Origin of the sequence: Gibbsiella greigii (assembly GCF_039540155.1) — a bacterium.
Taxonomy (GTDB): Bacteria; Pseudomonadota; Gammaproteobacteria; order Enterobacterales; family Enterobacteriaceae; genus Gibbsiella; species Gibbsiella quercinecans.
Genome location: NZ_BAABEM010000048.1, coordinates 143,870 through 157,769, shown reverse-complemented (window position 1 = coordinate 157,769; position 13,900 = coordinate 143,870). Strand labels below are relative to the sequence as shown.

Annotated in this window: 10 protein-coding genes; 4 read left to right on the top strand and 6 right to left on the bottom strand. The window is 53.5% G+C overall.

The genetic code is table 11. The features are described from left to right. Positions 1-184: 184 nt before the first annotated feature. From ihfB to serC, 6 genes are all read right to left on the bottom strand, one after another. Positions 185-469, bottom strand: coding sequence for an integration host factor subunit beta (gene ihfB, locus AC559G_RS21040; RefSeq protein WP_004928264.1), 285 nt, complete (start codon positions 467-469; stop codon positions 185-187). Positions 470-531: 62 nt separating this feature from the next. Further along, positions 532-2,205 carry a 30S ribosomal protein S1 gene (rpsA, locus tag AC559G_RS21035; RefSeq protein WP_095848059.1) on the bottom strand — a complete coding sequence of 558 codons (1,674 nt, stop codon included), beginning with the start codon at positions 2,203-2,205 and terminating at the stop codon, positions 532-534. A gap of 176 nt (positions 2,206-2,381) precedes the next feature. Continuing rightward, complete coding sequence (gene cmk / locus AC559G_RS21030; RefSeq protein WP_121553129.1) at positions 2,382-3,071, bottom strand: (d)CMP kinase; 690 nt, start codon at positions 3,069-3,071, stop codon at positions 2,382-2,384. A 245-nt stretch (positions 3,072-3,316) separates the two neighbouring features. Further along, positions 3,317-4,717, bottom strand: a complete 1,401-nt coding sequence (gene gabP, locus AC559G_RS21025; RefSeq protein WP_438598645.1) for a GABA permease — start codon at positions 4,715-4,717, stop codon at positions 3,317-3,319. Between the two features lie 430 nt (positions 4,718-5,147). Continuing rightward, complete coding sequence (gene aroA / locus AC559G_RS21020; RefSeq protein ID WP_498914450.1) at positions 5,148-6,434, bottom strand: 3-phosphoshikimate 1-carboxyvinyltransferase; 1,287 nt, start codon at positions 6,432-6,434, stop codon at positions 5,148-5,150. Positions 6,435-6,542: 108 nt separating this feature from the next. Then, positions 6,543-7,628: a 3-phosphoserine/phosphohydroxythreonine transaminase gene (gene serC, locus AC559G_RS21015; protein WP_438597809.1), complete on the bottom strand. Its 1,086-nt coding sequence runs from the start codon at positions 7,626-7,628 to the stop codon at positions 6,543-6,545. A gap of 126 nt (positions 7,629-7,754) precedes the next feature. On the opposite strand from serC, the gene AC559G_RS21010 reads away from it, so the two are divergent. The 4 genes from AC559G_RS21010 to pflB all read left to right on the top strand — a co-directional run bounded on the left by AC559G_RS21010 (position 7,755) and on the right by pflB (position 13,632). Beyond that, positions 7,755-7,925 (top strand): hypothetical protein, encoded by a 171-nt coding sequence (locus AC559G_RS21010; protein WP_498914448.1) that lies wholly within the window; start codon positions 7,755-7,757, stop codon positions 7,923-7,925. Between the two features lie 289 nt (positions 7,926-8,214). Beyond that, a complete protein-coding gene (gene ycaO / locus AC559G_RS21005; RefSeq protein ID WP_498914446.1) occupies positions 8,215-9,978 on the top strand; it encodes a 30S ribosomal protein S12 methylthiotransferase accessory factor YcaO in 1,764 nt (587 codons plus the stop codon). 452 nt (positions 9,979-10,430) lie between these two features. After that, positions 10,431-11,288: a formate transporter FocA gene (gene focA, locus AC559G_RS21000; protein WP_346082001.1), complete on the top strand. Its 858-nt coding sequence runs from the start codon at positions 10,431-10,433 to the stop codon at positions 11,286-11,288. Positions 11,289-11,349: 61 nt separating this feature from the next. Continuing rightward, the gene (gene pflB / locus AC559G_RS20995) at positions 11,350-13,632 is read left to right on the top strand and encodes a formate C-acetyltransferase (RefSeq protein WP_438597807.1); all 2,283 of its coding nucleotides are present in this window, start codon (positions 11,350-11,352) and stop codon (positions 13,630-13,632) included. Positions 13,633-13,900 lie beyond the last annotated feature (268 nt).

Below are 13,900 nucleotides of genomic sequence, written 5' to 3'. Positions count from 1 at the left end.
TCTTGTTGAACTTTTGCAGTTGCCAGACCGCAAGATGTTTTAACAAATCAAAAGGGGTTTTAATAACTGGCTTAAAGCTGAAAGCTTTCCGGAACCCCCAGCCTAGCTGGGGGTTTTCCATCGACAAGAAAAACGGCGCCATCAGGCACCGTTTTGTATTCGTTACAAGCAACAACTCTATGGATTAACCATAGATATTGGCACGGTCACGCAACTCTTTACCCGGTTTGAAGTGAGGCACGTACTTACCGTCCAACTCAACCTTGTCACCGGTCTTCGGGTTACGCCCAACGCGCGGAGCACGGTAGTGAAGAGAAAAACTGCCGAATCCGCGGATTTCGATGCGTTCACCCTCGGCTAGCGTTGCAGCCATGTGCTCAAGCATTTCCTTCACGGCATCCTCAACGGCCTTAGCCGGAATATGAGATTGCTGGCCAGCCAGTCTTTCAATAAGTTCAGACTTGGTCATAGTTCCTCCAAGCTTTTCAGCTAAACTACCGTATCGGGGCGGCCAGAAACCGCCCCCCGTCATTACTCGCCTTTAGCCGCTTTGAAAGCTTCAGCCATAGCGTTAGAGAAGTTACCGTCTTCCTGTTTGTTGTTAACAGTCGCGATAGCGTCTTTCTCGTCAGCTTCGTCCTTAGCACGGACGGACAGGCTTACAACGCGGTTCTTACGATCCACACCGGTGAATTTAGCTTCAACGTCATCACCAACGCTCAGAACCAGAGTTGCGTCTTCAATGCGATCGCGAGAGGCTTCAGATGCACGCAGGTAACCTTCTACGCCGCCTGCCAATTCAACTGTAGCACCTTTAGCGTCAACAGCGGTGACTTTACCAGTAACAATAGAACCTTTCTTGTTCAGAGACAGGTAGTTATTGAACGGGTCTTCAGCCAGTTGTTTCACGCCCAGAGAGATACGTTCGCGCTCTGCGTCAACCTGCAGAACAACCGCTGCGATTTCGTCGCCTTTCTTGTATTCACGAACTGCTTCTTCGCCTGCAACGTTCCAGGAGATGTCAGACAGGTGAACCAGGCCGTCGATGCCGCCATCCAGGCCGATGAAGATACCGAAGTCAGTGATAGACTTGATTTTACCTTCAACGCGGTCGCCCTTGTTGTGGGTTTCAGCAAATTGCTGCCATGGGTTGGATTTGCATTGTTTCAGGCCCAGGGAGATACGACGACGTTCTTCGTCGATGTCCAGAACCATAACTTCCACAACGTCGCCCACGTTAACCACTTTGGACGGATGGATGTTTTTGTTGGTCCAATCCATTTCGGAAACGTGTACCAGACCTTCAACGCCTTCTTCGATTTCTACGAAGCAGCCGTAATCAGTCAGGTTGGTCACGCGGCCAGTCAGCTTGGTGCCTTCTGGGTAACGTTTCGCGATAGCAACCCATGGATCTTCGCCCAGCTGTTTCAGGCCCAGGGAAACACGCGTACGTTCGCGGTCGAACTTCAGAACTTTAACAGTGATTTCATCACCAACATTAACGATTTCGCTTGGGTGCTTAACGCGTTTCCAAGCCATATCAGTGATGTGCAGCAGGCCATCTACGCCGCCCAGATCAACGAATGCACCGTAGTCAGTGAGGTTCTTAACGATACCTTTAACTTCCATGCCTTCCTGCAGGTTTTCCAGCAGTTGATCGCGCTCTGCGCTGTTTTCGGATTCGATGACGGCACGGCGAGAAACAACAACGTTGTTGCGTTTCTGATCCAGCTTGATGACTTTGAACTCAAGCTCTTTGCCTTCCAGATGCAGGGTGTCGCGTACTGGGCGCACGTCAACCAGGGAACCTGGCAGGAACGCACGGATGCCGTTCAGCTCGACAGTGAAGCCACCCTTCACTTTGCCGTTGATCACACCGACAACAGTCTCAGCGTCTTCGTATGCTTTTTCCAGCGTGATCCAAGCTTCGTGACGTTTAGCTTTTTCACGGGACAGCAGAGTTTCACCGAAGCCGTCTTCAACAGCGTCCAGAGCAACGTCAACTTCGTCGCCAACCTGGATTTCCAGTTCGCCCTGGGCATTTTTGAATTGCTCTGCCGGAATGGCGGATTCAGATTTCAGACCGGCATCAACCAGTACTACGTCTTTATCGATAGCAACAACAACGCCACGAACGATGGAACCCGGGCGGGTTTCGATTTCTTTTAAGGATTCTTCAAAGAGTTGAGCGAAAGATTCAGTCATGTTTAATCTTCAGGGTTCTTTAGTTTAACGTCCATTTAGCTTCATGCCGAATGGGGTTGTTTCACATCCCTGCCTTTGCTCCATGCCGGCAAGGTTACTAATAGCGATAAATTTTACCCAATATATCAGAATAGTGCTATGACAATACGCTAACAAAAACAAATTACGCCGCCGAGCTATTGCTGCGGCAACGCCAAAATGGTTTGCGCATGTGCCAACGCACGCTGGATGACCTCGTCGATCGACATACTGGTTGAGTCCAGTATGAGCGCTTCAGGGGCCGGCACCAGAGGTGCGACAGGCCTGTTGCGGTCGCGAGTATCCCGTTCCTTTATCTCGGCTAAAAGACGTTCGAAGTTAACATTAAAGCCTTTTTCTTGCAACTGCAGCATGCGCCGCTGCGCGCGTTCTTCCGCGCTGGCGTCAAGGAAAATTTTCACCGGCGCGTCCGGGAACACCACCGTGCCCATATCGCGGCCATCGGCAATCAGGCCGGGCGCTTCGCGAAACGCGCGCTGGCGGCGCAGCAGCGCTTCACGCACGCGTGGAAAGGCAGCGGCCTGCGATGCCGTGTTGCCGACGGTTTCAGTGCGGATCTCATTACTGACGTCCTCACCTTCTAAAATGACCTGTAGCCTGCCGTCCTGGGCAATGAAACGGACGTCAAGATGTGCTGCCAGCGGTACCAGCGCTTCTTCTGAAGCGATATCGACCTGGTGGTGCAAAGCGGCCAGCGCCAACACGCGATAGATCGCGCCGGAATCCAGCAAACGCCAACCAAGGGACTCGGCCAACGCTTTACACAGCGTGCCCTTGCCTGCACCACTTGGCCCATCAACGGTTATCACCGGGGCTATAGCCGTCATTTTCTTCTCCTTCAGGTAAAAACCGTGCAAGGGGCCTGGCGGCGCCCCTGCTGGCCTGCGCCATTGTCGGGCAGGTTCGGGGCATATTATACCTAGCCATCACGGGAACTGTTACCCTGGAACCGTCTGGTTATTAAAAATAAGCGCTGGCGCGCATTAATACACTGCATCAGGGGCGCCAAAAGCACAGGCCGCACAAGGCGGCCTGTTTAACGCAGAGATAGCACTTACCCACAGCGCCGCGTTTAATAGCTGTCCACCAGCACGTCACGCCGCCGGTTGGCGCTCTTTTTCCTGCCCTGGACCACGATCCCCACGGCAATCACGCCCAGGCTAAGCACGCCGGTCGCCACGATCTCCATACGATGGGCCGGCATGATGAACATAACCGCCAATACCGCCACGATAAAGGCGATCACCAGATAGGTTAGCCCTGGGAACAACCACATTTTAAAGCTAATGGTTTCGCCCTGCGCTTCCCGTTGGCGGCGCATGCGCAGGTGCGCGATGGAAATCACCAGGTAAACCAGTAACGCAATCGCCCCCGAACTGGCCAGCAGGAAGCTGAACACCTCGGCTGGCGCGACGTAGTTGGCGAACACGGCCAAAAACGCCGCGATAGTCGACATCAATACCGCACAGTACGGGGTGCCCACGCGGTTAGTGCGTTTGCACACGGCCGGCGCATCACCGCGTGCGCCAAGAGAAAACAGCATACGCGACGAGGTATAAAGTGCGGAGTTCAGGCAACTGGTCACCGCCACCAACACCACAATATCCACAATCAGTTTTGCATGCGGGATCCCCATCCGCTCAAGCACCGTTTGATAAGAGCCAACGCTGGGCAGGCTGCTGTCATTCCAGGGAACCAGCGCCAGTACGATGAAAATGGAAAGCAGATAGAACAAGCCAATACGCCAAATCACCGAATTGGTGGCCTTGGTGATTTCCCGCCCTGGGTTTTTCGATTCGGCCGCGGCGATAGTCACGATTTCCGTCCCCATAAAGGAAAACATCGTGGTCAGTATCGCCGCCAGCACGGCGCCAAAGCCGTTGGGCATAAAACCATGGGTATCATAGATATGAGAAATGCCGCTCACGCTGCTGCCCGGCAGCAAACCAAAAATCGCCAGCAGCCCCAGCGCGATAAAACCGACGATGGCCGCCACCTTCAGCAAGGCGAACCAGAATTCAAACTCACCGTAGTTTTTCACGCTGAACAGGTTAGTGGCGGTGAGCAACAGCGTGATCACCAAAGTAAATACCCAGATGGCGATGCCGGGGAACCAGGCGTGCAAAATCGTCGCCGCAGCGTTCGCTTCTAGTGGAATCACCAACACCCAAAACCACCAGTACAGCCAGCCGATGGTAAAGCCGGCCCAGCGACCGATCGCTTTTTCGGCGTAGGTTGAAAACGATCCGGTATCCGGTGAGGCAATCGCCATTTCCGCCAGCATACGCATGACCAGCACAACCAAAGCCCCCGCCGCCGCATAAGCCAGCAACACCGCCGGCCCGGCTTCAGCGATAGCATGTGATGAGCCGACAAACAGCCCTGCTCCAATAACCCCGGCAATTGACAACATCGTGACATGCCGTGGTTTCAGTCCTTGCTGGAGGTGATTCCCATTAACACTATGACTCATTAGTACCCCATCCCGCTCTGACATCATTTATTCTGGCTTATGTTTTTCACTCATTGATAAAGCCGCCATAAAATAAACAGAGCAAATTCCATGCCACAAAAAACGGCCAGTGCACATGGGGTTCTAGGATTCAGTGATAACAACAAGATGATTTGTAAGGCGTTTGTTTTTTATCCAGCCTGGCTGGGAGATAAAATGCGCCATACTGCAGCCATGCACCACCAGCGGGCACAAAAGTAGTGCACAGTGACACACTTAAAATTGATAAGTATAAAAAGATAAATATCGTTATATACCATTATCTTGCTTATATTTAGCAGTCGGCGCTTAAGCCCGGCACTTATAAGGGAAACGTATGTCCCCGTCTCGCCAAAAAGCAAAACCCCCTGCGGGCCAAAGGCCGACAGGGGGTTAATACCAAGGGCGGCAATTATGCCAATTGGCTAATACGGATTAACTGCTCAAAATAGTCCGGGAAGGTTTTCGCGGTACATTTTGGATCGAGGATCGTCACCGGCGTATCAGACAGCGCCACCAGTGAGAAGCACATCGCCATACGGTGATCGTTGTAAGTGCCGATTTCAGCTGCGCGCAGCTTGGCCGGCGGCACCACTCGGATAAAATCCTCGCCCTCTTCCACTTCCGCGCCGACTTTACGCAGTTCGATCGCCATCGCCGCCAGGCGATCGGTCTCTTTCACGCGCCAGTTGTAGATGTTGCGGATGGTAGTCGGCCCTTCGGCAAACAAGGCGGTGGTGGCAATGGTCATTGCCGCGTCAGGGATATGGTTCATATCCATATCGATGCCTTTGAGACTACCGCGAGTGCACTCAATAAAATCATCGCCCCAAACGACCTTCGCGCCCATTTTTTCCAGCACGTGAGCAAATTGGGTGTCGCCCTGCACGCTGTTCTTACCAATGCCGGTAACGCGCACCGTGCCGCCCCGAATGGCCCCCGCCGCCAGGAAATAAGAGGCAGAGGAAGCATCGCCTTCCACCAGATACTCGCCCGGGGAACGGTAGGTTTGCTGCCCACGGATGTGAAACACGCGGTAGTTTTCGTGGCTGACCGCAACGCCGAAGGTTGCCATCAGGTGCAGCGTGATATCAATGTAGGGTTTAGAAACCAATTCGCCTTTGATATGGATGTGGGTGTCTTGTTCCGCCAGCGGTGCCATCATCAACAACGCCGTCAGGAACTGGCTGGAGACGCTGCCGTCAACGCTGACGTCGCCGCCACGGAAACCGCCGCGCAGGCGCAGCGGCGGATAACCGCTCTGCTCCAGATAATCGATAACCGCGCCCCCCTGGCGCAGGGCATCCACCAGGTGGCCAATCGGCCGTTCCTTCATCCGGGGTTCCCCCGTCAGCACCACATCGCCGTGCCCCAGGCACAAGGCCGCTGCCAGCGGGCGCATAGCGGTGCCTGCGTTGCCCAGGAACAATTCCAACGGCTGTTTGGCCTGCAACGGCCCCGCCACACCGGTCACACGACAGGTCGTACGATCGTCAGAGAGCTGGTAAGACACCCCCAACGCCTGCAGCGCATTAAGCATATGGCGCACGTCATCACTGTCCAACAGGTTAGTCAGCGTCGTGGTCCCTTCGGCGAAGGCCGATAGCAACAGCGCCCGGTTGGATACGCTCTTCGAGCCAGGTAAGTTGACGGTGCCATCGACCAAAGCAACCGGTTGTAACGTCAGGGAATCAGCCATGTAAACCACACTCTCCAAATCTGATAAACGAAACGGCCCCGGGCAAAACCGGGGCCGCTTTAACATACAGGAACAACAGCCCGCCCACCGGGGATTGGGCTAACACAATTAACCGTGGCGGCGCTCGAAATCAACCATAAAGTCGGTCAGCGCCTGAACGCCGGCCAGCGGCATGGCGTTATAGATGGAGGCGCGCATGCCGCCCACCACACGGTGCCCTTTCAGCGCCTGCAGGCCCGCCGCTTCGGCTTCGCTGAGGAACACTTTATCCAGCGCGGCATCGGCCAGTTGGAACGGCACGTTCATCTTGGAACGGTTAGATGGCGCCACCTGGTTACGATAGAAATCGGAGCTATCAATGGTGCCATACAGCAGTTCGGCCTTGGCCTGGTTGCGTTTTTCCATTTCCACCAGCCCGCCTTGCTCTTTCAGCCATTTAAACACCAGGCCGGAAAGATACCAGGCAAAAGTCGGCGGGGTGTTAAACATGGAGCCGTTTTCGGCCAGAACGGTGTAATCAAGAATCGAAGGGACTTCCTGGCGTGCTTTGCCCAGCAGATCTTCACGGACAATCGCCAGCGTCAGCCCCGCCGGGCCGACATTTTTCTGCGCGCCGGCATAGATAACGCCAAAACGGCTCACGTCTATCGGGCGGGAAAGAATGGTGGAGGAGAAGTCGCCAATCACGATACTGTCAGCGAAATCCGGGGTTTCATCGATAGCCACGCCGTCGATGGTTTCGTTCGGGCAGTAGTGAACATAAGCGGCATCCGCGCTCAACTGCCATTCGCTCATCGGTTTGATCGCCCGCAGCCCGTCAACGGTGGTTTGGACGTCGATAATGTTCGGCGTGCAATATTTTTGCGCTTCTTTAATCGCGCTGTGGGCCCAGTAACCGCCGTCAATGTAGTCAGCGCTGGTTTTATCGCCCAGCAGGTTTAACGGCAGGGCGGCGAATTGCGCGCGGGCGCCACCATGGCAAAACAGCACCTTGTAGTTGTCAGGGACTTTCAGCAGATCGCGCAGATCTTGTTCCGATTGCTCAGCAACGGCGAGAAATTCCTTACTGCGGTGGCTGATCTCCATTACCGAAGTACCAAGGCCATGCCAGTTGCATAGCTCCTGTTCTGCACGACGCAACACTTCTACCGGCAACATCGCCGGGCCAGAACTAAAATTATAAACCTGAGTCATTTCCCCTCACCACATTCACTATTTTTGCCAATGGTTCTGGCTTAGATAATACGCCCGAAACCAGACGATGTCTCGCAATTGGTCGGGCGTCGGCTCCCCAACGGCAACCTACAACGATCGCGCTCAATGGCAAAACACCGCTTCATTATGTTGAAAACACGTCTGACGGTTTTATCACTCGCGCCATACGGCTGCAATGCTTATTCGCCCCCTGGCAATGCCTGCGAGGCGCACGCTCCAGCAGGCATTGCCGGTATGGCCGCATTTTTTACCACAGAAAGCGGTGATGCTGGATGATTCAATCGGTTAGCCTGGTTTTTTATGCTGTATTCCGCCGCGCCGCCGCCCCCGCTTAACTGCGGAATAATTTGGCGCGTAAGCGCACGGCGCTAAGCGCCGCTGGGCAATATGGCGCTATACACGGCGTATAGCGTGCACGTTGATTTTCCCGCAGGGCTAACTCATTGATTCACAATTATTACACTTACTATCTTTAGGGGTTTAATCCACCTGGCGGAATACATGGAGCTTAAGGTCAAAAGCCCGTATTATGGCGGGTTTCCGTCCGCTCAAAATAGTGAAGGCCATGACGCAAACTTTTATCCCTGGTAAAGACGCCGCGCTGGAAGACTCCATAGCCCGTTTCCAACAAAAACTCATCGATCTGGGTTTTAATATTGAAGAAGCCTCCTGGCTTAACCCGGTGCCACACGTATGGTCGGTGCACATCCGCGATCGCGACTGCCCGCTGTGCTTTACCAACGGCAAAGGCGCCAGTAAAAAAGCCGCGCTGGCCTCGGCGCTGGGCGAGTACTTTGAGCGCCTGTCCACCAACTATTTCTTCGCCGATTTCTATTTGGGCAAACGCATCGCCGAAGGCGATTTCGTGCACTACCCCAATGAAAAATGGTTCCCGATTCCGGCCGATGAAACGCTGCCGGCCGGCATCCTCGATGAACGGTTACAGGCATTCTACGATCCGGAGCAAGAACTGCGCACCAGCGATCTGGTCGATCTGCAGTCCGGCAATGCTGAACGCGGGATCTGCGCCCTGCCGTTCACCCGCCAATCCGATCGGCAAACCGTGTACATCCCAATGAATATCATCGGCAACCTGTACGTTTCCAACGGCATGTCCGCGGGCAATACCGCCAATGAAGCGCGCGTGCAGGGGTTGTCGGAAGTCTTCGAACGCTATGTGAAGAACCGCATCATCGCCGAAGCCATCAGCCTGCCGGAAATTCCTGCCGCGGTGCTGAACCGCTACCCCGGCGTGGTCGAAGCCATTGCCCGGCTGGAAGAAGAAGGCTTCCCGATTCTGGCGTATGACGCCTCTTTAGGCGGCAAATACCCGGTCATCTGCGTGGTGCTGTTCAACCCAACCAACGGCACCTGCTTTGCGTCCTTCGGCGCACACCCGGATTTCGGCGTGGCATTGGAGCGTACCGTCACCGAACTGCTGCAGGGCCGTAGCCTGAAAGATCTGGACGTGTTTACCGCCCCGACCTTCGATGATGAAGAAGTGGCTGAACATGCCAACCTGGAAACCCATTTTATCGACTCCAGCGGCCTGATATCCTGGGACATGTTCAAGCAGGACCCCGATTATCCCTTCGTTGACTGGACGTTCAGCGGCAGCACGGAACAAGAGTTCGCCACCCTGATGAGTATCTTCGATCAGGAAGGTGCCGAAGTGTACATTGCCGACTACCAACATTTGGGCGTATACACCTGCCGCATTATCGTTCCCGGCATGTCGGACATTTACCCTGCGGAAGATCTACTGCTGGCCAACAACAGCATGGGGGCGCACCTGCGTGAAACCCTGCTGCAATTGCCGGGCAGCGAGTGGCAGGCACCAGAGTATCTGGCGTTGATTCAGCGCCTGGACGACGAAGGCCTGGATGATTTCACCCGCGTCCGTGAACTGCTGGGCATCGCGCCGGGCAAAGACAACGGCTGGCATACGCTGCGCGTGGGCGAACTCAAAGCCATGCTGGCGCTGGCCGGCGGCGATCTGGAACAGGCGCTGGCCTGGGTGGAGTGGACGCAGGATTTCAACGCGTCGGTATTTACGCCAGCACGCGCCAATTATTACCGTTGCTTACAGACGTTGCTGCTGTTGGCGATGGAAGACGAGCGCGACAGCGCGCAGTATTATCATGCGTTTGTCAAAATGTATGGTCAGGAGGCGGTAGACGCGGCCTCAGCAGCCATCAGCGGCGAGGCGTGTTTCAACGGATTATTCGCCATTGATAGTGATTTACAGGCCCTGCCAGCCCATCAGGCGCTGTTGGCTGCCTATGAAAAACTGCAGCAGGCGAAACGCCGTTATTGGGCACAGGCATAAGCCATTGCCTTCAGCGCCGGTGTAACGCCGGCGCTATTCAGCCAGAAGTTCAAATACATTAATTAAATTTAGGTATTACCAAGTTTAGCACGTCTTTTTTATTTTCTTAATTAAACAAGCAGTTACCGGCATTCTCACCCGCTCGCCAATTAATTGTTGCACATTGGTAAATTAATAATTAAACGATGATGAAAGTTTAATTTCCGAAAAGCGATAAAATCAGCAGTGTTTTATCCGCAAAAATGGCTACAACGTCACATTTTCAAAATTTTACGCAAAGATTAAAAAATATTTTTTCATTTAAAATCAATATAATACTAGCATTACCCGTAGTTTTTTTACGGTTTTAGGCCGCTTTACTTCCTTACGTTATGATCCAAATCAATTTTTACCCTATACTGCTTTGCTAGTATCTCATTGCGTTGTTTTAACCCTTTAGAGCGAGAGTTGGTGTGAAAGCTGACAACACCTTTGACCTGTTATTACCTGCCGCAATGGCGAAAGTCGCCGAAGATGCAGGCGTTTATAAAGCTACCAAGCACCCGCTAAAAACTTTTTATTTGGCGATTAATGCCGGCGTATTCATTTCCATCGCATTTGTGTTCTATATCACAGCAACTACCGGCACCGCCGGCGTACCCTTCGGCCTGGCAAAACTGGTCGGCGGTATCTGCTTCTCGATGGGGCTGATGCTGGTAGTGGTATGCGGCGCCGATCTGTTTACCTCAACGGTATTAACCGTCATCGCCAAGGCCAGTGGGCGCATTACCTGGCGCCAACTGGCAGCCAACTGGATCAATGTCTATATTGGTAATCTGATCGGCGCGCTGTTCTTCGTCGCTTTAATCTGGTTCTCCGGCGAATATATGGTGGCAAACGGCCAGTGGGGGCTGAATGTGTTGCAAACAGCAGACCACAAGGTTCACCACACATTCATCGAAGCGGTCTGCCTTGGCATCTTGGCTAACCTGATGGTATGCCTGGCAATCTGGATGAGCTATTCCGGCCGCACACTAATGGACAAGATGTTCGCCATGATCCTTCCGGTAGCCATGTTTGTTGCCAGCGGCTTCGAACACAGCATCGCAAATATGTTTATGATCCCTATGGGTATTGTGGTTAAAGACTTCGCCACACCTGAATTTTGGCAAGCCGTAGGGGCAGCACCAGAGCAGTTCGCTCACCTGACCGTAAGCAACTTTATCATTGATAATCTGATCCCCGTCACCATTGGCAACATCATCGGCGGCGGCCTGCTGGTTGGGCTGACTTACTGGGTAATTTATCTGCGCGGCGCACAACAGCACTAAACTGTGTTATGACCGCAGCGACGGGTTTACAAAGAAATCCACATTAGAAGGTAGGTGTACAATGACCGAACTTAACGAGAAGTTAGCCAAAGCCTGGGAAGGTTTCAGCAAAGGCGACTGGCAGAATGAAGTCAACGTTCGTGACTTCATCCAGAAAAACTATACGCCTTATGAAGGTGACGAATCCTTCCTGGCTGGCGCAACTCAGGCCACCACCACTCTGTGGGACAAAGTTATGGAAGGGATCAAACTGGAAAACCGCACCCATGCGCCAGTTGATTTCGATACCAGCCTTGCTTCTACCATTACTTCTCACGATGCCGGCTACATCAATAAAGATCTGGAAACCGTGGTTGGTCTGCAGACTGAAGCCCCACTGAAACGTGCGCTGATCCCATTCGGCGGCATCAAAATGATCGAAAACTCCTGCAAGGCGTACGATCGTGAGCTGGATCCACAGCTGAAAAAAGTCTTCACCGAATATCGTAAAACCCACAACCAGGGCGTATTCGACGTCTACACGCCGAACATCCTGCGTTGTCGTAAATCCGGCGTGCTGACCGGTCTGCCAGATGCTTACGGCCGTGGCCGTATTATCGGTGACTACCGTCGCGTAGCGCTGTACGGTATCGACTACCTGATGCAAGACAAGTTTAACCAGTTCACTTCACTGCAAAGCAAACTGGAAAACGGTGAAGATCTGGAAGCCACCATCCGTCTGCGTGAAGAAATCGCCGACCAGCACCGTGCTCTGGGCCACATCAAAGAAATGGCGGCCAAATACGGTTGCGACATTTCCGGCCCGGCAACCACCGCTCAGGAAGCTGTGCAGTGGACCTACTTCGGCTACCTGGCTGCGGTTAAATCGCAGAACGGCGCTGCCATGTCCTTCGGCCGCGTGTCTACCTTCCTCGACGTTTACTTTGAACGTGATATCAAGGCAGGCAAACTGAACGAAGAACAAGCTCAGGAACTGATCGACCACCTGGTCATGAAACTGCGTATGGTGCGTTTCCTGCGTACGCCTGAATATGATGAGCTGTTCTCCGGCGACCCAATCTGGGCCACCGAATCACTGGGCGGTATGGGTGTCGACGGCCGTACTCTGGTTACCAAAAACAGCTTCCGTTTCCTGAACACCCTGTACACCATGGGGCCGTCTCCGGAACCGAACATGACCATCCTGTGGTCTGAAAAACTGCCACTGAACTTCAAGAAATTCGCGGCGAAAGTGTCCATCGATACGTCTTCCGTTCAGTACGAAAACGACGACCTGATGCGCCCAGACTTCAACAACGATGACTACGCCATCGCCTGTTGCGTCAGCCCAATGGTTGTGGGTAAACAAATGCAGTTCTTCGGCGCGCGCGCTAACCTGGCGAAAACCATGCTTTACGCCATCAACGGCGGCGTTGACGAAAAAATGAAAATGCAGGTTGGCCCGAAAGAAGCGCCAATGATGGACGACGTGCTGGACTATGACAAAGTCATGGAACGCATGGACCACTTTATGGATTGGCTGGCCAAACAGTATGTGACCGCGCTGAACATCATCCACTACATGCATGATAAATACAGCTACGAAGCATCACTGATGGCGCTGCACGATCGCGACGTTTACCGCACCATGGCCTGTGGTATCGCCGGCCTGTCTGTGGCTGCCGACTCCCTGTCCGCCATCAAATACGCGAAAGTGTCCACCATCCGTGACGAAGACGGCCTGGCGGTAGACTTTAAAGTTGAAGGCGAATATCCGCAGTTCGGTAACAACGATCCGCGCGTTGATGACATCGCCTGCGATCTGGTTGAACGTTTCATGAAGAAAATTCAGAAACTGACCACCTACCGCAACGCCGTGCCAACGCAGTCCGTTCTGACCATTACCTCTAACGTGGTTTATGGTAAGAAAACCGGTAACACTCCGGATGGTCGCCGCGCTGGCGCGCCATTTGGTCCTGGCGCCAACCCAATGCACGGCCGCGATCAGAAAGGTGCTGTGGCTTCCCTGACTTCCGTAGCTAAACTGCCGTTTGCCTACGCGAAAGACGGTATCTCCTACACCTTCTCCATCGTGCCTAATGCGTTGGGTAAAGACGAAGATGTACGCAGAACCAACCTAGCAGGCCTGATGGACGGTTACTTCCACCATGAGTCCGCTATCGAAGGTGGCCAGCACCTGAACGTTAACGTCATGAACCGCGAAATGCTGCTGGATGCGATGGAAAACCCTGAGAAATATCCTCAGTTGACCATCCGCGTATCTGGTTACGCCGTGCGTTTCAACTCGCTGACCAAAGAACAGCAACAGGACGTTATCACCCGTACCTTCACCAAAACCATGTAAGGTACTGTGAGCGGGCGCTTCTCCGCCCGCTTCCTGGTAAATCAGGGCCGGTCTATTCCGGCCCTTTTAACAACCAAATCAACATCCCTGACTCGCATGAGTCTGCTTTGCCAGGCAGCTATTGCCCTAAAACGTAAGTAGCGGAAATACGGAGCGCCGGCGGTTACGCCGCGAACCGACAGGCTGAGTAATAACGCCAACGCGCCTGCAACTTACAGTACGACAGGTATATACTTGATGGATGTCCGGCAAAACAGTTATTCGGTAT

Bases quoted from the DNA above. Each gene is read 5' to 3' on its own strand.
- ihfB (WP_004928264.1), bottom strand. From the start codon at position 469: ATGACCAAGTCTGAACTTATTGAAAGACTGGCTGGCCAGCAATCTCAT.
- rpsA (WP_095848059.1), bottom strand. From the start codon at position 2,205: ATGACTGAATCTTTCGCTCAACTCTTTGAAGAATCCTTAAAAGAAATC.
- cmk (WP_121553129.1), bottom strand. From the start codon at position 3,071: ATGACGGCTATAGCCCCGGTGATAACCGTTGATGGGCCAAGTGGTGCA.
- gabP (WP_438598645.1), bottom strand. From the start codon at position 4,717: ATGAGTCATAGTGTTAATGGGAATCACCTCCAGCAAGGACTGAAACCA.
- aroA (WP_498914450.1), bottom strand. From the start codon at position 6,434: ATGGCTGATTCCCTGACGTTACAACCGGTTGCTTTGGTCGATGGCACC.
- serC (WP_438597809.1), bottom strand. From the start codon at position 7,628: ATGACTCAGGTTTATAATTTTAGTTCTGGCCCGGCGATGTTGCCGGTA.
- AC559G_RS21010 (WP_498914448.1), top strand. From the start codon at position 7,755: ATGGCAAAACACCGCTTCATTATGTTGAAAACACGTCTGACGGTTTTA.
- ycaO (WP_498914446.1), top strand. From the start codon at position 8,215: ATGACGCAAACTTTTATCCCTGGTAAAGACGCCGCGCTGGAAGACTCC.
- pflB (WP_438597807.1), top strand. From the start codon at position 11,350: ATGACCGAACTTAACGAGAAGTTAGCCAAAGCCTGGGAAGGTTTCAGC.